Below are 23,201 nucleotides of genomic sequence, written 5' to 3'. Positions count from 1 at the left end.
TAATTTGTTTTATCGTTTTAATTTATCTCCAGGGTTACGGAAACGCCACAAATTAAATGCTCCGCGTTTGTAAATTCAATCACTTTTGACGGGAGGGCAGGGCACGGCGGGGATCGGAAGTACGCGTCGCTGTTCGCTGCGCAATGCGCCTCTCTCTAGAGCAGACTTGATTAGTTCGGCGGGCAAGCCTTCGGCTGCTGGCGCCCAGGATATTTGTTGTCCCTAGGCGAGGACGGAGCCGAGCAAGACCATGGCAGCGCGCCGAGCCTGAATCGATCACCCAAGCGAGGTCGAGCCATGTCAGTTGCGTCCGGCATCCAGGTTGGGAACGAGGCCGCCATAGCCCTGTCCGTCCCAATCATCGGCCACATTCATACAGTGATCGGTTGCGGTACGCTCAGGCGAGCCAGCGGCGTCGCCACACAAGCCGTAGCTGGTGCGCCGGTCAACCGGGCTGACGTGATAGAAACCGGTGCCGACGGACAGATTACAATTCGCTTCATCGACGGTACTCTTTTCAACCTGGCCTGCGGCACTCACGTCGCTCTGAGCGAATTTGTCTTCGAAGCCGAAGGCATATCACATTCGGCCTTGCTCGACGTGAGCCGAGGGAGCTTCGGTTTCGTGCCAGGCCGGCTGGCAGAAGCCGGGTCGCTCCGGCTGAATACGCCAGTTGCAGGCATTCGCGCCCGGGGCCACGCGGGCGGTTTCGGGATCCTGACGCTTGCAGCCTTGACTTTCTCCGCCGCTAAAAATGGCGAGGCCGCGGACCCGGATGTGACAATTCTGGATGACGATTCCATCACTTACAAGGACCTTGCCCACGGCGCATTCGAGCTCGTGACGAAGGAGCCGATCCCACGGCACATCATCGTCGAGGATCCCGGCGAGACGATCGTGCTCAAAAAGGTGGGGTCCTCGGTCAGCGTAAACCAGGTCACGAACACTGCTGCTCACATGGAGGAGTTGAGGGCCGCGCAACAGGACGCGCTCGCCAATCTTCAAGGGCAAGGACCCCACGGGTCGGGCACACCCCCCTTCGTCAAATCCCAGCCGCTACAGCCGATCAATTTCATTCCGCCCGAGGCTCCCGCACTGCAAGATCCGCTTGCGCATGCCCCGCCGTTCATCATCCCTGTGCCCCTGATCATACATGCACCGCCGACGCTGAGCATCGGAGCCGGCCCGGCCGAACTCGATACCGTGGTGTTTGACACATTCACGGCGACGAGCGGGACGTTCACCGCGAGCAGCAACGATAGTGATGCCAAGCTGACCTTCGGCGTCATCGGGGCGAGCGCCGGCAACACGGTTATCGGCGGAGTGACATACGATCTGTCGAAGACAGATCCCTACGGGGCGCTCTACGTCAACAGCGCGAGCGGCGCCTATACGTTCGTGCCCAACAGCGCCGCGATCAACGCGCTGACGGCGCCCACGACCGAGAGCTTCGTGGTGACTGTTTCCGACGGATCCGCCTCTGTCAGCCAGACCTTCACGATCGCCATTAACGGCGTCAACGACACCGCATTCATCTCCGGAACCACGACCGGCTCAGTTGTCGAGGCTGGCGATATCACCAACGGAACAGCCGGCACGCCGATTGCGAGCGGTACCCTCACCGACACCGACGTCGACGATCCGCCCAATACCTTTAAGGCAGTGAGTTCGCCAGCAACGAGCACCAGTGGCTATGGCACCTTCACGATGACCGCAGCCGGCGTGTGGACCTACACGCTCGACAACACCAATAGCACAGTGCAAGCGCTCGATTCCGGCGAGACGCTGACCGACAGCTTTACGGTGACCACGATCGGAGGCACGGCCCAAGTGGTGACGATCACGATCCACGGCGCCAGTGACGCGGCGATCATCTCCGGCGCGGCAACCGGTGCTGTGATCGAGGCTGGCGGCATCGCCAATGCAAACCCCGGCACCTCCACCGCGACCGGCACGCTCACCGACACTGATGTCGACACGACCGCAAATGTTTTCACGGCAGTCGGCACGGCAACGGCGAGCGCGGCCGGCTACGGCACCTTCACCATGACGGCGGCGGGCGTGTGGACCTATACCCTCGACAACGCCAACCCTGCAGTGCAGGCGCTCAATGCCGGCGAGACACTGATCGATACGTTCACAGTGACCACTCTGGACGGAACTGCCCAGGTGGTGACGGTTACCATCCACGGCAACAACGATGCCGCCATCATTTCCGGCGCCACGGCCGGCTCGCTGACCGAGGCCGGAGGCGTTGCCAACGCGACACCAGGCACGCCGAGCGCAACGGGCACGCTCGTTGCCGCCGACGTTGACAATACGTCCAATACTTTCACACCCGTGAGTTCGCCCAAGGCAAGCACGAGCGGTTATGGCACTTTTGCGATAAGCGCCGCCGGCGTGTGGACCTACACGCTCGACAACGCCAACGGCGCGGTACAGGCGCTCAATGTCGGCGGCACACTCATCGACAGTTTCACTGTAACAACCCTCGATGGAACGCCGCAGGTGGTGACGATCACCATCCAAGGCACCAACGACGCGGCCGTCATTTCCGGCACTACGACCGGCTCGGTGACCGAGGCAGGCACTTTCTCGGCCGGGCTTCCCCTCGCGACCGGCACGCTCACCGATACAGACGTCGACAACCCGCCGAACACCTTTACCGCGGTCTCTTCGGCTACCGCGAGCGACGACGGCTACGGCACCTTCGCCATGACGGCAGCCGGCGTATGGACTTACACCCTCGACAACAACAATAGTGTGGTTCAGTCGCTTGAGGTCGGCGACACGTTGACCGACACCTTCGCGGTCACTGCCATCGATGGTACGACGCAGGTGGTGACCATCGCCATCCATGGCGCCAGTGACGCAGACCCCAACGATTTTGATTACTTGGCCACCGGATCTGTCGTGATCTCGGATCCCCCCAACGTGTATGGAACGCCGGGGGGCGAAACCATCGCGGGCGGCGGCGACACAGGTCAGATCATCTACGCCGGGGCCAGCAGTGATACCGTCAACGGCACCGGCAAAGCGGACGTTCTCTACGGCGGCTCCGGCAATGACACAATCAAAGGCAACGATGGGGATGATACCATCTACGGGGGCTCGGGCAACGATACAATCAACGGCAACAACGGCAGCGACACCATTACCGGTGGATTTGGTGCGGACCAACTCACCGGCAGCAATGGGAACGACCGCTTCGCTTACTTGTTCGTAGCCGATTCCAAAGCAAGCCAGTACGACACCATCACCGACTTCGCATCGGGGGCCGACAAGATCGACTTGACCGCTTTTGGCGCGCTTGGGTTCGTCATCTTGGCCTTGAGCTCAACCAGCACGACCGTGCCGGCACATGCGATCGCCTGGCTCTATGACAGCGCTGCTAACGAAACCATCGTATACGTCAATCCAACGGACCAGACCCTGCACATCGGCGATTCCAGTCTGCTCGAAATCCATTTGCAGGGGATCGCAACCATCGACGCGGCGGACTTCATCCAGGCACCGGCGGCGGTACCTGTGATGGCGAATGCCGGCGAGCTGCTCGACCTCACCGCAGCGGCGCAGAGTGACGCGCTTGTCGTGACGGCAACCTCTTCCGGGGGCTGGTCCGATTCCACGAGCGGCGACGGCACGCTCCTCGCCGACGGGAGTTCGACAATCCAGTCGACCTACAGCCTCGATTCGAGCTGGGTCCAGATCGGACGGACCGACCATTCCAGCCTCTCCGGTTCAGACGGGGAGCAAACGTACGCAACCGAAACGCCCTACAGTGACGCGTTAGCGCCCGCAGCCCTCGGAATGTCCACGATCTTGCAACACGTGGCCACACCGACGGACAGCAGCTTTGTCTTCGATCATTGGGCAAAGCTCGACACGGACACGACTGGCAACCATGGCATGACCGCCGGAACCGGCCAGATGCCTGACATCGCTGTCGCCGCGCTGAATTTTGCTCACAACGCCGCCGACCAGCAGACCGGCCTCGGCCTTCAGCCAGGGAGTAATGCCCGGGATCATAGCGACTTGTACCCGGAACACGCCGCCAATGCCCACGGCCATAGCAGCAATGACGAGGCAAACATTACGCTCAACCCGGGCGCTCCGAAGTCGTCGACCGGCGGAGTCGACCATTCGCCCTCAAGCAAGGCGGCCGAGCAGCACGAGCAGCCCCATGCAGCGGCTGGGTCAATACCTGCCGATTCCCCGCAGCTCGGCGACTCATTCCAGTTCAAGGATGACACTTCGCAGGGTTCACAACACGGTGCAGTGCTGGATCATCTTTCAGACCTCGCCCGTCATCACGACCACACTGGAGGCACCCACGGGTCCGAGCTGGAGTCCTTGTCTGAAGCATCCCTGCTCGATGTTGATCCACCTTACGGCGCAAGTGCAGTTCACGGCCATATGTTACACGATCTGGTCGTGTGACGCCGTAAGCCGACCGCGTCTTCAGTGTCGCTTGCCGGCGCCATCCGGCGCGGAGGAATTCTCTCCATCAAGACAAGATTCGTCATCGTTGCTTTCGCCCTCTTCGGGCGGCGCTGTATGCTGGTGACTTAGGGTGGATGTCCAGGCGGACGTCATCGCCGCTATGAGGAGACGGTTGACGGCCTCAATGACGCGTTCTCCCGCGGACGAGTAGTTCATGGCCTACTCCTGCGCTGCTGATTGCGAATGGTGGAAGCCTAGGACGAAGTCTTAACGCGTCACTGTACGCCACTTCACATCTGCGCGCGTCAACTCATCGCAGTCTCAGAAGGTGGCGCCTGCTGCGTCTGCATCCGCGGCGGGAGCTTGGATCCGCGGCTTCGATGAGTTGCTGAGCGCGCGCACTCACAACCTCCGAGGAGTTGCGGTTCGCGAGCGACTCTGAATCAGATGCGATCTCGGCGAAGAACCGATTGGTTAGCTTGGGGGGTAATCAATGAGCGGAGAAGCCGGTTGCATTGTATGTAGCAGGGCGAGAGCGGTCGTCGCAGTCGTTCCGATCGCCAGAGGATATGCCCTGAAAGTATATGAATGTTCCTGTTGCCATAGCACGCTGCAGCTCGTGACTCGTATCACGAAGGCCGCGCTGACCAAGCAGCAGTCTCGGATTCTTCCTCGTGGGGAGAAGCAGTTGCGCCTCGCTGGCCGCAGGGTGCAACCGGCGCTCGTGAACTAGACACGCGAGCCTCTCGCTCGGCCTCGCTGAAGCACCGCGGAATAGCGCGCGGGTTGCCGAAGCGCGCTTCGACTTGAGCCCTCAATTCGGCTTTTGGGTCGGCTTGCCGTCGATCTTGGGCAGCTCGCCGGCCGAGGCGGACTGATCGCCGCCGCCATTGGCCCGACGGGCCATCTCGACCGTCAGCCGCTCGGCGGCCTCCGGGGACATCAATCCCATGATGTCCGACATTTTTCGCGGCGCGATCTGCGAGGCGATCTCGATCAGTACGCCCATCTCGAGCCGGTCAAAGACCCGTGCGGCGTCCTTCGGCTTCATGCCCTCATACATGGTCACGAGGCCCTTCATGCGCTGGGCTTCGGCGGCCTTCTGCTCGGCCTGCGTCGCGGAGATACGAGTTTCTACCGCCTTCATCTCCTCGACCTTGTTCTCGATGCGCTTCTCCGCGGATTTCAACAGGCTCTCGCGGATGTCGATCTCGCGCTGGCGGGCTTCGATCTCCTGGCGGCGCGACTGCAGGCGTTCCAGGATCGCGCGCTCCGAGGCGGAGATCTGCGGCTGGGCTTCCTCCCTGACCGCGGCGCCTTCGGACTTGGTGTCCGGTGCGGCCGGCTTCGGCGCCTCCTTCGGCGCGCCATGGGTCGAGCCGGTGATATCGGGATCTTCACGGCTGGCCGGGAAGTTCAGATTCTCCTGCGCCCAGGACTTCTTGGTCGGGCCCGGCTTGTAGTCGAAGACATAGCCGCCATTGATCACAAGACCCGTGACCTTCAGCGTGGCGAGGCCAGCGACGGCAACCAGCACGATCGGAATGACGCGGATGTTGCGAAAGGACTTCATACCCTGACTTTATGCGGCAAGACCGTTGGAGCGTCGGCGCTCGGAGAAGGCTTCGGCCGCAGCCGCCACCGCCTTCGCCGACGAGGGCTTGGCTGCGGGCGCTGCGACCATTTCCGGGTTCGTCACGGGGCGCGCGGCGATTGCGATCTTGGACAGGCGCCGCACCACGTTGTCGGCTTCGCCGAGCTGCTTGTAGAGCTGCTCGGACATCTGGGTCGCCGACGCGAGCTGGCTGCCGAGGTTCTCGTTGACGTCGCGCACGGCGAGCTTCAGCCCGCCGATCGCGCGCTCGGCGATCTCGGTTGCGGTGATCAGCTCGCCGATGACCGCCTTCAGCGAATGCTCGTCCGCCTTCAGCCGCGTCAGTCGCTTGTTGAGCGTGACGCAGTAGACGATGGTCAGCATCAACAGGATAGCCACCAGCGTCTCGATCGCCATTCCTAGGGAGTGGTTCATGGGGCCTCCATCATCTTGTTCTGCTCGTCGACCTTTTCGAACATCGCAAGTGTCGTACTTGGCTTGCGCAAGGGTTTCGTCACCCGTATCGCGACGCGGTCGCCGACCCGGCCCATGCGTCCTTCGGTGATGGTGACGTCGCCGCAGCGAACGGTGACGTTGGCATCCGCACGCATGTCAAGCGGCAGCGTGTCGCCGACCTTCAGCCGCATCAGCTGCTTGAGCGGAATGTCGGCTTCGTAGAGCACGGCGTCGACGGAGATCTCGGCCTGCACGATCTCGGTGGCGAAATGGCCTTCCCAGATCTGGTCGCGGCCGAACTTTTCGCCCATGAACATCTGGAGCAGGACGCCCCGGATCGGCTCGATGGTCGCGTAAGGCAGCAGCAGCTCGATGTTGCCGCCGCGATCTTCCATGTCGATGCGCAGGCGCACCAGGATCGCGGCGTTGGCAGGACGGCTGATCGCGGCGAAACGCGGGTTGGTCTCGAGCCGGTCGATGGTGAAGGTCACCGGCGACAGCGGCCGGAACGCCTGTTCGGCATCGGCCATGACGACTTCGACCAGCCGCTTGACCAATTCCGTCTCGATCGTGGTGTAGGGCCGGCCCTCGATGCGGAGCTGGCTCGAGCCGCGGCGGCCGCCGAGCAGCACGTCGATCATCGAGTAGATCAGGCTGGAATCGACCACGGCCATGCCGAAATTGTCCCACTCTTCGGCCTTGAAGACGGTGAGGACGGCGGGCAGCGGGATGGAGTTCATGTAGTCGCCGAAGCGCACCGAGGTGATGCGGTCGAGCGAGACTTCGACGTTGTCGGAGGTGAAATTGCGCAAGGAGGTCGTCAGCAACCGCACCAGGCGGTCGAAGACGATTTCGAGCATCGGCAGACGCTCGTAGGAGACCATCGCCGAATCGATGATGGCGCGAATGCCGGAATGATCGTCGAGCGTGACGTCGCCGACCGCGAAGCCGAGGAGGTTGTCGATCTCCTCTTGCGACAGCACCCGTTCGCCGGAATTCTTGCCGGCGCCGAGATCGCGGCTGCCATCCTCGACCATGGCCGCCCATTGCAGGGCCATGGTCTCGGATAGTTCGTTTTCGGCAGCAGCCTTCGCGGCCTCGGCGGGATCCTCGGAATCGAGCGAGGCCTCCCATTGGGCGGCAATTGCATCCTGGTCTGGTTGGTCGGTGCCTGCCATGATCCCTAGCCCGTCATGCTCACTGGATCACGACTTCCTTGAACAGCACCGCGCTGACCTGGACCGGAGCGACCGCCGCGTTGACCCGCTTGGTCAGCTCTTCCTTGAGCCGGAAGATGCCGGCGGAACCGTTGAGATCGGAGGAGCGGAGTTCGCGCGCATAGGTCTGGAAGATGTCTGTGATGCGCGGCATCGTCGGCTTGATCGCCTCGACCTGCTTCTCTTCCTTCAGCTCCAGCACGATCTTGAGCTTCAGATATTGGACGCGCTCGCCCGGCGCGCCGGCGAGGTTGACCATGATGTCGGGAACCTCGACGAAAGACGGCGGCTTCGGCGGGGGCGCCGCCTCGGCGTGATGCTCGTCGTCGCCGTGACGGAAAAAGAAGAACCAGGTCGCGGCGCCGCCGCCGAGAACGGCGAGCAGGCCTACCGCCATGATCATCAGCTTGAACTTGTTCTTGGGCGGAGCGGCTTCCGCGCCTGCGCCGCCTTCCGCTTCATTCTCTGCCATGATCGCCGCGCTCGCTCATCTCTCAAGGGGTCGAAAGAGCGAAGCTCCTGGCAGACAGTGACGCGATACAAATGCCCCAGCGCAGTGCTCCTCTTACCCGCAAACGCTACGGTAATAATGGTTAACGGAACCTTTCGATTGGGCCTTCGCTAGGAAAAATCTGCCGGGCAAACATGGCTAACAGACCCTTTCTGCCGCCTCCCCGCACCCTCGAAAAACGAGCAATGCATTGAAACTTCAACATTTTTTTGCTTGGCACGAGTTTCGCTGAGAAAGGACCGAGACCCAAGGTTTGGGAGAACCCGAGGTCTCGTTCACGGGATCGGCCAATGCGCTTGGGAGAGCGAGCTGGCAGATCTCACTCAGGGGAGATTTCCGATGCAGAACGCGCTTCTGATCGGCTTGTCACGACAGATGACGTTGGAACGGCAGATGGATGTCATCGCCAACAACGTCGCCAACGCCAACACCAACGGCTTCAAGGCCGACCATTCGCTGTTCGAGGAGTACCTCAACTCGAACGCGCGTGAGGACAATTTCGTCGGCTCCGACCGCCGGGTCTCCTATGTGCAGGACCGCGGCACCTTCCGCGACGTCGGCCAGGGGCCGATGGAGCCGACCAAGAATCCGCTCGACATGGCGATCAGCGGTAACGCCTATTTCGCAGTTCAGGCCAATGGCGCCGAGCGCTACACCCGCGACGGCAAGTTCTCGCTCAACAGCACCGGCCAGCTCGTCACCTCCGACGGCAACCTCGTGCTGGGCACCGGCGGCCCGATCACCTTCCAGCCGACCGACCACGACATCAACGTCGCGCCGGACGGCACCATTACCGTGCTCGAGGGCACGGCCAAGAACGATTCGATCCGCGGCAAGATCCGCATGGCCTCGTTCGACGATCCGGCCAAGCTGACCAAGCTCGGCGCCAACCTTTACAACATCGGCTCCGCGGTCCCGCAGGCCGACACCAAGTCGACCGTGCAGCAGGGCTATGTCGAGAAGTCGAACGTGAACTCGGTCGGTGAGATGAGCCGGATGGTCGAAGTCATGCGCAGCTACACTGCCATCGCCAACCTGCTCCAGCAGCAGAGTGACATGCACAAGTCGGCGATCGAGAAGCTCGCCGACGTTCCGGCCTGATTGAGGGAGAACTGACATGCAGGCGCTTCACACCGCAGCAACCGGAATGGCGGCACAGGAACTCAACGTTCAGGTGATTTCCAACAACATCGCGAACCTGCGCACCACCGGCTTCAAGAAGCAGACCGCGGCGTTCCAGGACCTGATCTACGAACACGTCCGCCGCGTCGGCGCCCAGTCCTCCGACCAGGGCACCATCCTGCCGGTCGGCGTCGACATCGGCGGCGGCGTCAAGACCGTCGGCACGCCGCGCAGCATGACCCAGGGCACGCTGTCGCAGACCGGCAACGACCTCGACATGGCTATCACGGGCGAAGGCTTCTTCAAGATCCTGATGCCCGACGGCAGCTACCAGTACACCCGCGACGGCACCTTCCAGATGGACAATCAGGGGCGCATCGTCACCGCGCAGGGCAACCCGGTGCAACCGACGATCACGATCCCGAACAACGCCTCCGGCCTCACCATCAACGTGCAGGGCCAGGTCTCGGTGACGCTGCCGGGTTCGTCGACCTCGGCCGTCCAGGGCCAGATCGGCCTGACCCGATTCATTAACAAAGCCGGCCTCCAGCCGGTCGGCAACAATCAGTTCACCGAGACGCCCTCCTCGGGCCCGCCGCAGGACGGCACCGCGAGCTCCGAGGGTTTCGGCAACATCACCCAGAGCAGCCTCGAGCAGGCCAATGTCGACGTCGTCTCGGAAATGAGCGATCTGATCGCCGCCCAGCGCGCCTACGAGATGAACGCCAAGGTGATCAGCGCCGCCGACCAGATGATGCAGTCGACCACGGCGCTGTTCCGCTGAGGTGATGACGATGATCCGCACCACCCTCGCCACGATCTCCGCTCTCCTCGCGCTGGCACTGCCCGCACGGGCCGCCGACGATTTCATCGCGACGCCGACGCTGCGCGCGAGCATCACCGTGACCTCGGACGTGGTGCGGGTCGGCGATCTCATCGACAATGCCGGCTCGGCCGCGCTGATCCCGCTCTACCGCTCACCCGATCTCGGCACCACCGGTGCGCTGCCGGTCGCGCAAGTGCTGGCGGTGTTGCGCGCGAAGCAGGTGATCGGCGTGATGACCGGCGACATCAAGGAGGTCCAGGTCACCCGTCTCGCCCGCACGCTGGCGAACAAGGACCTTGAAACCGCGGTCGCCACGGCGCTCGAGCGCCGCTTCGGACTTGGCGATGCCGCCAACATCACCGTCACGTTCGACCGCGGCATTGCCGACATGCGGTTGGATGCCTCCAACACCGGTGCGCTGCAGCCGGTCGCAACCCGCTACGACGCCCGCAGCGGCCGTTTCGACATCGCCTTCGAGATCAACAACGACAACAATCCGGCGCCGACCAAGCTGCGTTTCAGCGGCACCGCGATCGAGACGGTGGAAGTGGCGGTGCTGACGCGCGACATCGATCGCGTCGATCTCCTGAAGTCCTCCGACGTCGCCATGGAGCGCCGGCCGAAGGCCGAGGTCACCGGTGAGGCCGCCTCGCGCGATCGCACGCTCGGCATGCAGCTTCGCCGGCCGATGCGGGCGGGAACGCCGATCCGCGTCGCCGACATCGTCAAGCCCGATTTCGTGCAACGCGACCAGAACGTCACCGTCATTTACCAGGTCCCCGGAATCTACCTCACCACGCGCGGCAAGGCGATCGAGAGCGGCGCTGAGGGCGACACCATCAGCGTGCTCAACCTGCAGACCAAGCGCACGCTGAGCGGCGTCGTCACCGGCCGCGGCCAGGTGACGGTCCAGGGCGCCAGCCAGGCCGCGCCGATGCCGGCCGCGGTCGAGCAGACCTCCTCGCTCAAGCGCGACGAGGCGCCCGCCCCCGTCGATACCGCAGCCCTCGTCCGGAACCTGGTCCAGACCCCGGCATCTCCGGCCCAGATCGCGCAAGCCCAGATCCCGCAAGTCCGCGTCTCGCAAGCTCCAGCCAAGTCAGAGTAAGTCATGTCCACGTTCAGTTCGGCTTTTCGTCCCCGTCGCATCGCGATCTCTGCCCTGCTGCTGGCGACTTGCGCGCTGGCGAGCGGCTGCTCTTCGATCGACCGCCTGTCGCAGATCGGCGAGCAGCCGAAATTGTCGGCGATCGATAATCCGACGACGCAGCCCGGCTACAAGCCGGTGCAGATGCCGATGCCGAAGCCCGAGGTCGCCTCCTACAATCCGAACTCGCTGTGGCGCAGCGGCAGCCGCGCCTTCTTCAAGGACCAGCGCGCCCATCAGGTCGGCGATATCCTGACGGTGGCCGTGAACATCACCGACAAGGCCAATATCGAAAACGACACCCAGCGCAGCCGCACCAACAAGGAAGATTCCGGAATCACCGACTTCATCGGCGCCAAGACCTTGGGCGCCCAAGCACAGAAGGTGTTGCCCGGACGCATCCTCACCGCCGACTCGACCGCGTCCAGCGAGGGCAAAGGAAGCGTGGACCGCAAGGAAGCGTTGCAGACCAACGTTGCGGCGGTCGTCACCCAGGTCCTGCCCAATGGCAACCTCGTGGTCGAAGGCAAGCAGGAAATCCGCGTCAACTACGAAATTCGCGAGCTCATCGTCGCCGGCATCGTCCGCCCCGAAGACATCCAGAGCGACAACACCATCGATTCCACCAAGATCGCGCAGGCCCGCATCGCCTACGGCGGCCGCGGCCAGATCATGGACGTGCAGCAACCGCGCTACGGCCAGCAAGTCATGGACGTGCTGCTGCCCTTCTAACTTCTCCCGAGCTCCCACATCGTGTTCGCGAACCTAGGCGCGGACGACGATGTACGACGCGGCCCTCGCTAGCTCCCCTGGCGAGGGCCGCATGTATTTTGGCGATGGCTGCATACAACTGGCCGGATGCGCGATCGTAGCGACACCGCTGCTCTAACCTCCGTCATTGCGAGCGAAGCGAAGCAATCCAGACCGCCACCGCGGAGGGACTCTGGATTGCTTCGCTTTGCTCGCAATGACGCGGAGAGATCACGTAAACTCCGCCTCCACCGTGCCCAGCCCGTCCAGCTCCATCCGCACCTTGTCGCCGGCTTTCAGCCACAGCGTCTTCACCAGGCTCCCGGTGAGAACGAGCTGTCCCGCGTGCAGACCCTTGCCCTCGGCGGCGAGATGGTTGGCAAGCCAGGCGAGTGCGTTGTGGGGATGGCCGAGCACGTCGGCGCCGGTGCCATGGCTGACCTCTTCGCCGTTGACGATGGCGCGGCCTTTGATCGCATTCAGGTCAGGCACCGACGAGCGCGGCACGACCTCGCCCAGCACGCAGCCAGCGGCGAAGAAATCGTCGGCGATCAGCGTCGGCGCGCCCATGGTTTCCCACTTCACATAACGGTCGTCGACGATCTCGATCGCGGGATGATAGGCCTCGACGGCTTCGCCGACCCATTCGGCCGTGAACGGCGCCTCGCCGGCGGCGAGATTGCGCTTCAGCCGCACCGCGATCTCGCATTCGACGCCGACCCGGACATAGTCGGCAGCCGCGAGCCGTACACCGCTGTCGTGCACGCCCTTCTGGAACACGCCGCCGCCGCATGGGTGTGGAATGCCGATGTAATCCTGCATCACCTGGCTGGTGCAGCCGATCTTGTAGCCGACCAGCGGGCCGGCATGCGGCAGCAGCAGATCGTGCAGCGCGCGCTGGACCTGATAGCCCTCGGCTTCATCGGCCGGAGGAACTTCGAGCGGCGCGAGCGGCGCATGGTTGCGGCGCGCCAGCGCGATCGCCTTTGCGGCTGCGAGAATTCTGTCCATCGGCGCCGGCTCCTACACACCACAATCGAGGACGGCACTTCAGCATCCCCGCCGGGGCGTGACAAGCGCAGGAGGCCGCGCGGCTGCACGTCACCAGCCCAAGCTGGATGAGCTGCTGACGCTGAGCGGCCACATCATGGCAGCATGGGCTGCGCCGGCGTTTAAGGAAATATTGAGCTGGTCCGGGCTTTATGGGGATGCGCGCCTTGGAGCGTAGCAACAGGCCTGATGCAGCAAGACGTGAAGCTCCTGGATCAGTGCCTCAGCATTCAAGTCGATGTCCTTGATGCGACTCGCAAAACCTCCCGCACCTGAAGTGAAGGCTGTTTCTCATCCGAACTCACGTGAGCTCGGAGGAGTTGAGTCTAGCCCATTGATCGCGATTCACTTTTCGCGATTGCGCTCGCGCGCCGAAGCGCGCGGTTGCAAGCGACAGGCAAAATGCCGATCAGGGCGCGAAAAGGCGCGCCTTGCGTCAAAAAACAAAGAGCCGCATCGCTGCGGCTCGGACTCTATTCGTCGCGATAGACCTTCTCGCGTTTCTCGTGGCGCTCCTGCGCCTCCACCGAGAGCGTCGCGATGGGACGAGCCTCGAGCCGCTTCAACGAGATCGGCTCGCCGGTGTCCTCGCAATAGCCGTAGGTGTTGTCCTCGATACGCTGGAGCGCGGCGTCGATCTTGGCGATCAACTTGCGCTGGCGGTCGCGGGCACGGAGTTCGATGGCGCGGTCGGTTTCCGACGATGCCCGATCGGCGAGATCGGGGTGGTTCACGTTCTCCTCCTGCAGGGCTTGCAGGGTGAGCTTGGACTCTTTGAGGATCTCATCCTTCCAGGCGAGGAGCTTCAAGCGGAAGTACTCCTTCTGCCTGTCGTTCATGAAAGGCTCTTTTTCGGTCGGTCGGTAGTTTTTCAACTTTTCCAAGGGCGGCCTATCTGTCTAAGCAACGACTCGTACGCGGAACGGGGTCCGCTGAGCGGGGCGTTATATAGCGGCCTCCTGTGACAGACAATGTTTCCCTGATCGTCCGACCGGCGCCCCCAAGCCCTTGCACAGGAAAGGTTTATCCTGAAGGGCCCGGGAGCGGCCGTAGGCCTAGTAGCCGACCGTGAAACGTTGCCTCTCATGGGCGGGCCGCTCGATCTCGTCGGCGAGCGCGATGGCGTAATCCGCGAAGGTGATCCAGCTTTTGCCGTTCGCATCTGCGAGAAGCTGATCGGTACCAAGCCGGAACTTGCCGGTGCGCTCCCCCTCGATGAACAGGGCCGACGGCGAGATGAAAGTCCAGTTCAGCGCCTTTTCCTGCCGCAGCAGGTCGAGAAAGGCCGAACCTGCCTCCGCCTCAGCCTTGTACTGAGCCGGAAAGCCGGGAGTTGTCACCAGTTTGACGCCCGGAGCGACCTCCAGGCTGCCGGCCCCGCCGACGACGAGGTAACGACCGACCTTGGAATCCTTGGCCGCGCCGATCAGCTTGAGCGCGTCGCTGGCCAGGAAGTGCACGGAACTCACGGCGACGTCATGCCCGGCCCACAACTTGGCAAGTCCTGGCTGGTCGAGCACGTCCCCCTTGGTGGGCGTGACGTTCGGCAGGGCCGCGATCTTCTCGGGGTTGCGGGCGATGGCCGTAACCGTGTGGCCGCGATGGGACAGTTCTTTGGTAATCTCCGACCCGGCCCGGCCCGAGGCGCCGGCAACTGCGATTTTCATGGAAGGCTCCTTTGCTTTCTTTGGTAACTATCGGTAACTAGATATCGTAAAGAGCGCTGGTGTTAAGAGAGCACTTTGTGCTTACCTGATTACACAGGAGTAACCGGCGGCGCCGGTAAATGAGCGGAATGGATCGCGAGGACCCGACGATGAAGCCAGACGTCTATGCAGCGAACTGCCCCACGCGACAGATCCTCGACCGCGTCGGTGACAAATGGGCGGTGCTGATCCTGCTGCTGCTGCGCCAGGAGCCGATGCGCTTCAATCAGTTGCGCCGCACGATCGAAGGCATCTCGCAGAAGATGCTGAGCCAGGTTCTCAAGTCGCTTGAGCGCGACGGATTGATCACGCGTCACGCCATCGCAACCGTGCCGGTGACCGTGGAATACTCGATCACGCAGCTCGGCGTGACGCTCGCTGCAGCCGTCGATCCGCTGCGCGATTGGGCTGAGCAGAATCTGAAAGACGTGCTCGCCGCCCAGCGCCGCTACGACGCGCAGTTGAAGGATGAAGCGGCTTAAGACGCTACGCCTGCCCGGCCTTGGCGAGCTCGACCTCGACGCGCAGCTCGATCTCGGACAGCACCGAATCCAGGCCGGAATCGCCGGAGGACGATTTCAGGTTCGCCGCAGCGTCACGCAGCCGCATCACGGTCGAGGCGTCGAGCTTGCCGGAGAGAAGTCCCATCTTGAGATCGTCGAGCACGTCGAGCGCGGTCTTTCCGCGCACGACAGAGCGCTTGCGACGCTCGACGGGATCCTCCTCGATGCCTTGCAGCGCGAGCAGCCCGTCGATGTTGGCGGTGGCCTTCGGTGCGGCGGCGCCCCGCGTCTCCGGCGCCGACGACGGGTCGGGCAGCACGAAGGTGCCGGAGCTCGTCCGCCTGGCCTGGCTGGCCGGCGTTCCAAGCGTGGTGCCGTTCGGTCCGTAGATGCGCATCGGAAGCAATCCGGGTGATCGATGCGCCACATTCGCCGTTTTATGGTTAACGCCCCGTAAACAGCCCGGCAAAATCTGCCGACAGGCGGCAGTTTCGCTCCTCAGGGACAACACAGGCTGAGGTCGCTCGAAACAGATTTATTCAACCTATTCAGCTACCTACGCCCGCTGCCCCGACTTGGCACAGCGCTCGCAAGGACAGCGTCGGACCAGCTCGTCATGGGAGTGTCGTGATGGTCCTTCGATTTGAGGAGCCTCGGGGAGCAGAGGATGCCAAGCGTTCGTTGGGTGAGACTTGTGGGAGTGGCCTGCGCCGCGCTGTCAGCGCTGGTGCTCTCGGTCAATTCTGCAAGCGCGACATCGCGCATCAAGGATCTCGCCAACATCGAAGGCGTGCGGCAGAACCAGCTCATCGGCTACGGCCTCGTCGTCGGCCTCAACGGCACCGGCGATACCCTCAACAACATCCCCTTCACCAAGCAGTCGCTGCAAGCGATGCTCGAGCGCATGGGCGTCAACATCCGCGGCGCCACCATCCGCACCGGCAACGTTGCCGCCGTGATGGTGACAGGCAATCTGCCGGCCTTCGCCACCCAGGGCACGCGCATGGACGTCACCGTCTCCGCGCTCGGCGACGCCAAGAATCTCCAGGGCGGCACCCTGCTCGTCACTCCGCTCCTCGGCGCCGACGGCAACGTCTACTCGGTCGCACAGGGCTCGCTCGCGATCTCCGGCTTCCAGGCCGAGGGCGAGGCGGCGAAAATCGTGCGTGGCGTGCCGACCGTCGGACGCATCGTCAACGGTGCCATCATCGAGCGCGAGATCGAGTTCGCGCTCAATCGCCTGCCGAACGTCCGCCTTGCGCTGCGTAATGCCGACTTCACCACGGCCAAGCGGATCGCCGCCGCGATCAACGACTATCTCGGCGTCAAGACCGCCGAGCCGATCGACCCATCGACCGTGCAGCTTGCGATCCCGCCGGAGTTCAAGGGTAATGTCGTCGCCTTTCTCACCGAAATCGAGCAGCTCCAGGTCGACCCGGATCTCGCCGCCAAGATCATCATCGACGAACGCAGTGGCATCATCGTGATGGGCCGCGACGTCCGCGTCGCCACCGTTGCGGTCGCACAGGGCAACCTCACCGTCACGATCTCCGAGAGCCCGCAGGTGAGCCAGCCCAACCCGCTGTCGCGGGGACGCACCGTGGTCGCGCCGCGCAGCAGCGTCACCGTCACCGAGGACGGCAAGAAGCTGGCCGTCGTCAAGGACGGCATCTCGCTGCAGCAGCTCGTGGACGGTCTCAACGGCCTCGGCATCGGCCCGCGCGACATGATCAGCATCCTCCAGGCGATCAAGGCCGCCGGCGCGATCGAAGCCGACATCGAGGTGATGTGATGCAGACCGGCATGGTCAACACCGCACGGGTCGCCAGCTCCGCCTTCTCGGTGGAGAGCCGCAACGGCCGGCCGGACTTCGATCTCGCCGCAGCACTGCAGAAGGTCCCGCCGAAGCAGCAGGCCAAGGCACAGAAGATCGCCACCGACTTCGAGGCGATGTTCCTCAACAGCATGTTCTCGCAGATGACCTCGGGCCTGAAGGGCGAAGGCCCGTTCGGCGACACGCCTGGCACCGGCGTGTGGCGCTCGATGCTGACCGAGCAATATTCCAAGAACTTCGCCAACGCCGGCGGCGTCGGCATCGCCACCGACGTCTATCGCACCCTGATCATGCAGCAGGCAAAAACGATCCGCACGGCATAAGGTCAAACGAGATGAACCACTTCAACGCCTCGCGTCAGCCGGTGCAAGCGCAGCGCCCGAACACCGCACCCGGCAGCGCCGAGGCACGCAAGATCGCCGAGCAGTTGATGGATGCGATGAGTGCCCTGCTCGGCCTGATCGAGCGCGAGACCGAGCTCGTGCGCGCCGGCCAGGTCCGCGAGGTAATGACGCTCGAGAGCAAGAAGCAGGAGCTGTCGCGAAACTATGTCGGCGCCGTCACCCAGTTGAAGGCGAACCAGGCCCAGCTCGCCAAATCCGCGCCCGAGCTGCTCTCGACGCTGCATCGGCACCACGATGCATTCCGCGCGATGCTCCAGGTCAATCTCACCGTGCTCGCAACCGCTCACGCCGTCTCGGAGAGCGTCGTGCGCGGCGTCAACGCCGAGATCCAGAAGCGCAACGTGCCGAACACCTATACGGCCGCGGGACGACGCGCCGCGCCGGGCCCGCGCCACATCACGCCGCTCGCGGTCAGCCGCTCGCTCTGAGCGCGCGCAACAACAAGCGACAATTTTACGAAAAGCCGCGCGGCAACATCGTCGCGCGGTTAGGCACGTTTCCTTACCGGATGTTCAATCCCGGTGTTCCATGGTTGCGTATTGAGAGGGGTTGGGATTTGACTCACGTGAGGCAACCAGGAGGCTGCCATGAGTACAGATTTCAGCATCAGGCCGGTGGGGATACCGGCCGCCGTGCAGATCGTAACGACGTCGAATGCGGCGGCGAACGAGGCCGTGCAAACCGATCTGCCCGTGAGCCAGACAGTGGCCGCCGGCGATGCGAGCGCGCCTGCACGTAACGATTTGCGAAGCAACGAGAACGTCTCACGCCAGGTCGTGTTCGACCAGGCGGCGGCGTCGTTCGTCTTCCAGGTCGTCAACGACAGGACCGACGCGGTGGTCAACCAGTTCCCCGACGAAGCAATGCTACGCCGGCGGGCCTATTTCCATGCGCAGGATTTGAAATCCGAGCCCTCGCGTCCGGCAAGCACCGACCGCAGCGCCTGACGATCAGGCGTCGAGCGTCGCAACGGCAACATCGAGATCGCTCGAACCGGTCGCGGGATCGGTGACGACGTTCCGATCTGCGCCTTGCCGCTATCCGTCAGCATGAACTTGGTGTTGCCGAAGCGGAACGAGCCGTGCTCGATCACGGACGGCCGGACAGACCAGCGGCGATATTGCGGTTGATCTCGATCAGCGGACGGAAGTGATCGAACTGCGGGCTCATCTGCAGCGCGGCGGTCTGGCTCAGCACGAACACGCTGATGTTGGCGATCTTCTGCCGGACGTCGATCGGCTGCGGATTGTTCTCGCGCATGGCCTCGCTCAGGAAAATCGTCCAGAGCTTGCGATTGAACATCAGGGCCTGCGTGGTCTGCTCACTGAACGGCTCGGCGCTGTTGATCGCATCCTGAAGCTTGTTCGCTGCCTTGAGCAGGGTCTGCGCTTCGATGTCGCGAGGAGATGCGGTGGTCGTTGCAACACGCGCGTAGGCCGAGGCAGCGGAATTCGACATCAATCACACCCTGGAGGTTACCTAGCCCGTTGAACGCGCTTAAGGATTTCTTTCCCGACCCTAGGCAGCACCGCTTAAGATTTGCTTACATGTGTGCTTGGAAGCACTCCGGATTATTACGGGTCTCGGAGTTCTTCGTCATCGTGAAGCTAGACGCGCATGTGCACGCTGTAAACGCGTCACGCGTTGTGCGCGTCGATCTCAGCTAATCCTGCCTTAGCGATCTCCCTAAAATGAACGGCGGAGCGTTAGCCCCGCCGCGAAATCGATGAGTGATCTTGCGCCGCGAAATTAGCGGAGCAGCTGCAGCACGCTCTGTTGCGACTGGTTGGCCAGCGACAGCGCGGACACCGCGATCGACTGGCGGGTCGACAGCGCCTGGCTGTTCGCCGCTTCCTCGTTGGTGTCGGCCAGCGTCAGGTTGGACGAGCCGGTCTGCAGAACGTTGATCAGGTTCTTGGAGAAGTCCTGACGCACCTGCACGATCGACAGATTCGAACCGAGCGACGAACCCTCGGAGCGCAGCGTGCTCGAAGCGGCATTCAGGCTGGCCAGCACCTTGTTGGTGGCACCGTTGTCGATGAAGTCCGTGCCCGGAACGAGATTGCTGAGACCGAGGCCGGCCGCGTTGAACACGACGCCGTTGATACCGAGCGTCGAGCTGCCGTTCTCGTTGAAGACCAGCTTCAGCGTGTCGCCGTTGAGCAGGTTGACGCCGTTGAAGGACGAGTCCTGCGAGGTCGTGTCGATCTGCGCCAGGATGTTGTTGAACTGGCTGACCAGGCCGGAGCGCGCGGTCTGCGCGACGGGATCCTGAATCGGGGGCTGCGCGGTGGTAAAGGCCAGCACGCCGGTGATCGTACCGCCGACCGTTCCGCCGGCGGCAGTCGAGCCGAGGGTCGAGGATGCGTACTCGTTGACGGTGGTGACCGTCAGCACGCCGTTGGCATCGATCGTCGCCGTCAGGTGGTTGGCCTGAAGCTGCACATTGAGCTGGTCGAGCGTCTTGACGGTGCCGTTGGTGCCGTCGCCGAAGGTGACGTTCACCGGCGTGCCGCCGTTGAAAGACGTGAAAGTCAGCGTCTTGCCGCTGACGCCGCCGACACCGGAGTTGCGCGCCGCGGCGAAAGCGGTCGCCGTTCCCGTATTGCCGCTGAGACCGAACGCGTTGAGCGCATTGCCGGTACCGGTGATCGACAGGTCGGCGTTGATGCCGGTGGAGAGCGCAAGCTGACCGCTGCTGTTGACCGACGAGGGGATCTGGCCCGCGGTGGTCGACAGCGTCGCCGCGCCGTTGAAGATGCTGGCGGTCTTGACGCCGGTGGCGAGGTCGATCGAGTTGAGCAGGTCGGTAAGCGTCGCGCTCTGGATGTAGACGGTCGAATTGCCGTTGCCGTCGGTGACGATGTTGCCGTTGACGCCACCGGAGGTCACGCTGATCGCCGACTGGGGCGTCTGGGCATTCTTGAAGGTGATGGTGTGGCCGTCGATGTTCAGCGTCGAGCCGTCTTGAACGAGAGAGCCGAGCGAGCCCGCGGTGGTCGATCGGGCCGCAGTGACGCTGGCATTGCCTGCACCGGTCGCCGGGGTCAGACCGAGCTTGTTGAGAAAATCGGCCTTGCCCGTCACACTCAAATCGGCACCGGTCGAGCTCTTCAGCGTAACCGCGCCGCCTCCCGAGATGGACGATGCCACCTGGAGCGTTCCGACAGGACCGGCCGAGCCGCTGACAGTGATGGTTGCGGCGCCTGCGCTGATGGCCGCGGTCTTGACGCCGCTGGCGAGGTCGATCGCGCTGAGGACGTCGTTGACGGTCGCGCCGGGCGCAGCCGCCGTTCCCTCATAGACGATCGAATTGCCGTTACCGTCCGTGGCGATGTGTCCGCTGGCGTCGAGGCCCCAGCCGGTCGGCTGCGTGCTCGGGGCGATACCGGTGCGGAAGGTGATGGTCTTGCCGTTGACCGTGAGGGTGTCGCCGTCCGCGGGCGCCGTGCTGAAGGTGGTAGATGCGGTCGTGCCGAGCAGCGTGGCGGTACCGGACAGTGCGGTGGTGCCGTCGGCGGCGAGCGCCGCTGTGCCGGTAAAGGCGCCGGCGGTCGAGCCGAGCGAGGCGCCGAGCGCGGCGGTTCCCGTGACCGGGGTCACGCCACCGGCTGCGCCGGTATACAGCACGTTGCTCTTGGCGGTCGCGCTCGCATAGGAGGTCGTGCCGCGGAGGTCGGCGGGCGTCGCACCGGGAATCGTGGTGGAGACGTTCGATTTGGTGGAATAGCCGACCGTGGTCTGGAGCGCCTGGTTGGCGATCGACTTGGCGCTGTCGATTAGCTTCTGCAGCGAGGTGATGCCGGTGTTGGCCGCCTGCAGCACCTGCACACCGTTGTTGATGCCATCCAGCAGGTTACTGATGTCGCTCGCCCGGTTGTCCAACCCCTGGGCCGTGAAGAAGTTGGTGGGATTGTCGAGCGCCGTGTTGACCTTCTTACCGGTCGACAGCCGCTCCTGCGTCGTGGCCAGCAAGTCGGCCGTCGACTGCAGCGACAACAGGTTCTGGCGAACGGACGCCGAGAGAACGATGTTGGACATTGGCGAGTCTTCCTCTTGAACCAGGTACGAATCGGCCGCGCGGTCTTGAAAGCGGGCTTTTGTCCAGTCTTAGAGGCTGTCCTTTAAAGTATGGTTAACGCCGGTTTAAGGGATAGGGTTAATGGCCGGTGAACGTCCCTGCCCGCCTCCGGACGCAAAAAAGCGGCGGGGCAAACGACCCCGCCGCTCTGGTTTTATTCAGTGATGCCAGCTACTTAGCGGAGCAGTTGGAGCACGCTCTGCTGCGAGGTGTTGGCCAGCGACAGCGCGGAAACCGCGATGGACTGGCGGGTCGACAGCGCCTGGCTGTTGGCCGCCTCGACGTTGGTATCGGACAACGTGAGGTTCGAAGAACCGGTCTGCAGCACGTTGATCAGGTTCTTGTTGAAGTCCTGACGCACCTGCACCACCGAGAGGTTCGAACCGAGCGCTGAGGCTTCCGAGCGCAGCGTGCTCGACGCGGCGTTCAGATTGGTCAGCACGCGGTTGGACGCGGCGTTGTCGATGAAGTCGACACCAACGGTCAAGGCAGCGAGGCCGAGACCCTTGGAGTTGTAGGTCACGCCAGTGATGTTGAGGCTCGACTTGCCTGTCTCGTCGAACACCAGCTTGAGCTGATCGCCGTTCAGCAGGTTGACGCCGTTGAACGAGGAGTCCTGCGAGGTCGTGTCGATCTGGTTCAGGATGTTGTTGTACTGAGACACCAGGTTCGCACGGGCCGTCTGTGCAACCGCATCCTGGATGGGGTTGGACGCCGTCGAGAACGTCAGCGCCGAAGTCAGCGTGCCGCCGATGCCACCGCCGGCGGTCGTCGAGCCGAGCGTCGACGACGCGTAGTCGTTGGACGCCGTGATGGTCAGCAGGCCGTTGGCGTCGATCGTCGCAGCCAGGTTGTTGGCCAGAAGCTGCGTGTTGAGCTGGTCGAGCGTCTTGACCGTTCCGTTGGTGCCGTCGCCGAAGGTGACGTTGACCGCCGTACCGCCGTTGAAGGCGGAGAAGGTCAAGGTCTTGCCGCTGAGGCCGCCGACGCCCGAGGTACGTGCCGCGGTAAAGGCGGTGGCGCTGCCGGTGTTGCCGGCGAGGCCGAGCACGTTCAGCGCATTGCCGGAGCCGGTGATCGAGAGGTCGGCATTGATCCCGGTCGAGAGCTTGAGCTGGCCGGACGTATTGATCGTCGAGTTCGATTGGCCGGTTGCGGTGCTCAGTGTCGCCGTGCCGTTGGCAGCAATCGCGGCAGTCTGCACGCCGGTGGCAAGGTCGATCGCCTTCAGCACGTCGTTGACGGTGCCTGCCTGCAGATAGACGGTCGAGTTGCCGTTGCCGTCGGTGAGGACGTTGCCGCTCGCACCGAAGCCGCTCGGAACGCTCGGAGCACCGGTCGAGCCCGGGATCGGCGCGTTCTTGAAGGTAATGACGTGGCCGTCGACGTTCAGCGTCGAGCCGTCGGCGATCGTCGCACCCAGCGAGCCCGCGCTCGTAGTCCGTGCAACGGACACGGTGGCGTTGCCGCCGCCCACAGACGTCGTCAGGGCGAGAGCCTTGAGCAGGTCGGCCTTGCCGGTGACGCTCAGATCCGCACCCGTCGAGCTCTTCAGCG

Annotated in this window: 22 protein-coding genes; 10 read left to right on the top strand and 12 right to left on the bottom strand. The window is 63.4% G+C overall.

Annotation, left to right across the window (positions count from 1 at the left end):
- Positions 1-297 precede the first annotated feature (297 nt).
- Entirely contained in the window at positions 298-4,440 is a 4,143-nt protein-coding gene (locus tag AC0L27_RS12750) for a VCBS domain-containing protein (RefSeq protein ID WP_473319317.1), read from the top strand.
- A gap of 21 nt (positions 4,441-4,461) precedes the next feature.
- Here AC0L27_RS12750 and AC0L27_RS12745 read toward each other — a convergent pair whose 3' ends face one another.
- The 5 genes from AC0L27_RS12745 to fliL form a co-directional block, all read right to left on the bottom strand.
- On the bottom strand, positions 4,462-4,659 hold the full coding sequence (locus AC0L27_RS12745; protein WP_275170004.1) for a hypothetical protein: 198 nt from the start codon (positions 4,657-4,659) through the stop codon (positions 4,462-4,464).
- A gap of 598 nt (positions 4,660-5,257) precedes the next feature.
- Complete coding sequence (locus AC0L27_RS12740) at positions 5,258-6,016, bottom strand: MotE family protein (protein WP_473319315.1); 759 nt, start codon at positions 6,014-6,016, stop codon at positions 5,258-5,260.
- Between the two features lie 9 nt (positions 6,017-6,025).
- A complete protein-coding gene (locus tag AC0L27_RS12735; protein WP_106944397.1) occupies positions 6,026-6,472 on the bottom strand; it encodes a DUF6468 domain-containing protein in 447 nt (148 codons plus the stop codon).
- Positions 6,469-7,671, bottom strand: a complete 1,203-nt coding sequence (gene fliM, locus AC0L27_RS12730; RefSeq protein ID WP_027567600.1) for a flagellar motor switch protein FliM — start codon at positions 7,669-7,671, stop codon at positions 6,469-6,471. The genes AC0L27_RS12735 and fliM overlap by 4 nt, the downstream gene beginning before the upstream one ends.
- 19 nt (positions 7,672-7,690) lie before the next feature.
- On the bottom strand, positions 7,691-8,182 hold the full coding sequence (gene fliL / locus AC0L27_RS12725) for a flagellar basal body-associated protein FliL (protein WP_354208435.1): 492 nt from the start codon (positions 8,180-8,182) through the stop codon (positions 7,691-7,693).
- A gap of 378 nt (positions 8,183-8,560) precedes the next feature.
- Between fliL and flgF the strand changes: the two genes are divergently transcribed.
- Genes flgF through flgH form a run of 4 tightly spaced genes read left to right on the top strand, consistent with a single transcriptional unit; the run spans position 8,561 to position 12,048 of the window.
- Positions 8,561-9,322: a flagellar basal-body rod protein FlgF gene (flgF, locus tag AC0L27_RS12720; RefSeq protein WP_275170001.1), complete on the top strand. Its 762-nt coding sequence runs from the start codon at positions 8,561-8,563 to the stop codon at positions 9,320-9,322.
- Between the two features lie 16 nt (positions 9,323-9,338).
- Positions 9,339-10,127: a flagellar basal-body rod protein FlgG gene (gene flgG / locus AC0L27_RS12715; protein ID WP_007602131.1), complete on the top strand. Its 789-nt coding sequence runs from the start codon at positions 9,339-9,341 to the stop codon at positions 10,125-10,127.
- A gap of 10 nt (positions 10,128-10,137) precedes the next feature.
- Positions 10,138-11,277: a flagellar basal body P-ring formation chaperone FlgA gene (gene flgA, locus AC0L27_RS12710; protein ID WP_473319311.1), complete on the top strand. Its 1,140-nt coding sequence runs from the start codon at positions 10,138-10,140 to the stop codon at positions 11,275-11,277.
- A 3-nt stretch (positions 11,278-11,280) separates the two neighbouring features.
- The gene (flgH, locus tag AC0L27_RS12705) at positions 11,281-12,048 is read left to right on the top strand and encodes a flagellar basal body L-ring protein FlgH (RefSeq protein WP_018456424.1); all 768 of its coding nucleotides are present in this window, start codon (positions 11,281-11,283) and stop codon (positions 12,046-12,048) included.
- Between the two features lie 249 nt (positions 12,049-12,297).
- Here the strand turns inward: flgH and AC0L27_RS12700 are convergent, their stop codons facing one another.
- From AC0L27_RS12700 to AC0L27_RS12690, 3 genes are all read right to left on the bottom strand, one after another.
- Positions 12,298-13,077, bottom strand: a complete 780-nt coding sequence (locus AC0L27_RS12700) for a 2-keto-4-pentenoate hydratase (RefSeq protein ID WP_354208432.1) — start codon at positions 13,075-13,077, stop codon at positions 12,298-12,300.
- 512 nt (positions 13,078-13,589) lie between these two features.
- Positions 13,590-13,955 carry an RNA polymerase-binding protein DksA gene (dksA, locus tag AC0L27_RS12695; protein WP_008554760.1) on the bottom strand — a complete coding sequence of 122 codons (366 nt, stop codon included), beginning with the start codon at positions 13,953-13,955 and terminating at the stop codon, positions 13,590-13,592.
- 216 nt (positions 13,956-14,171) lie between these two features.
- Positions 14,172-14,783, bottom strand: a complete 612-nt coding sequence (locus AC0L27_RS12690) for an NAD(P)-dependent oxidoreductase (protein ID WP_473319309.1) — start codon at positions 14,781-14,783, stop codon at positions 14,172-14,174.
- A 149-nt stretch (positions 14,784-14,932) separates the two neighbouring features.
- Here AC0L27_RS12690 and AC0L27_RS12685 point away from each other — a divergent pair, with 149 nt between their 5' ends.
- Positions 14,933-15,304: a winged helix-turn-helix transcriptional regulator gene (locus AC0L27_RS12685; RefSeq protein ID WP_473319458.1), complete on the top strand. Its 372-nt coding sequence runs from the start codon at positions 14,933-14,935 to the stop codon at positions 15,302-15,304.
- A gap of 4 nt (positions 15,305-15,308) precedes the next feature.
- On the opposite strand, the gene AC0L27_RS12680 is transcribed toward AC0L27_RS12685, so the two are convergent.
- Entirely contained in the window at positions 15,309-15,722 is a 414-nt protein-coding gene (locus tag AC0L27_RS12680) for a flagellar assembly protein FliX (protein ID WP_473301664.1), read from the bottom strand.
- A 270-nt stretch (positions 15,723-15,992) separates the two neighbouring features.
- Here AC0L27_RS12680 and AC0L27_RS12675 point away from each other — a divergent pair, with 270 nt between their 5' ends.
- The 4 genes from AC0L27_RS12675 (at position 15,993) to AC0L27_RS12660 (ending at position 18,510) form a co-directional block, all read left to right on the top strand.
- On the top strand, positions 15,993-17,117 hold the full coding sequence (locus tag AC0L27_RS12675; RefSeq protein ID WP_473301665.1) for a flagellar basal body P-ring protein FlgI: 1,125 nt from the start codon (positions 15,993-15,995) through the stop codon (positions 17,115-17,117).
- Positions 17,117-17,482 carry a flagellar assembly peptidoglycan hydrolase FlgJ gene (gene flgJ, locus AC0L27_RS12670; protein ID WP_027567592.1) on the top strand — a complete coding sequence of 122 codons (366 nt, stop codon included), beginning with the start codon at positions 17,117-17,119 and terminating at the stop codon, positions 17,480-17,482. Before AC0L27_RS12675 ends, flgJ begins: the two co-directional genes overlap by 1 nt.
- An 11-nt stretch (positions 17,483-17,493) precedes the next feature.
- Positions 17,494-17,991, top strand: coding sequence for a hypothetical protein (locus AC0L27_RS12665; protein WP_473319306.1), 498 nt, complete (start codon positions 17,494-17,496; stop codon positions 17,989-17,991).
- A 159-nt stretch (positions 17,992-18,150) separates the two neighbouring features.
- The gene (locus AC0L27_RS12660) at positions 18,151-18,510 is read left to right on the top strand and encodes a hypothetical protein (RefSeq protein ID WP_354058113.1); all 360 of its coding nucleotides are present in this window, start codon (positions 18,151-18,153) and stop codon (positions 18,508-18,510) included.
- Between the two features lie 142 nt (positions 18,511-18,652).
- Here AC0L27_RS12660 and flaF read toward each other — a convergent pair whose 3' ends face one another.
- From flaF to AC0L27_RS12645, 3 genes are all read right to left on the bottom strand, one after another.
- Positions 18,653-19,021 (bottom strand): flagellar biosynthesis regulator FlaF, encoded by a 369-nt coding sequence (gene flaF / locus AC0L27_RS12655; protein WP_007612319.1) that lies wholly within the window; start codon positions 19,019-19,021, stop codon positions 18,653-18,655.
- A 291-nt stretch (positions 19,022-19,312) separates the two neighbouring features.
- Positions 19,313-21,604, bottom strand: a complete 2,292-nt coding sequence (locus AC0L27_RS12650; protein ID WP_473319303.1) for a DUF1522 domain-containing protein — start codon at positions 21,602-21,604, stop codon at positions 19,313-19,315.
- Positions 21,605-21,819: 215 nt separating this feature from the next.
- Positions 21,820-23,201, bottom strand: a 1,382-nt coding sequence (locus AC0L27_RS12645; protein ID WP_473319302.1) for a DUF1522 domain-containing protein, incomplete at its 5' end; no start/stop codon positions are given.

The sequence above is a fragment of the Bradyrhizobium sp. Ken51 genome, assembly GCF_055807435.1.
This window is presented reverse-complemented; position numbering and strand designations above follow the sequence as displayed.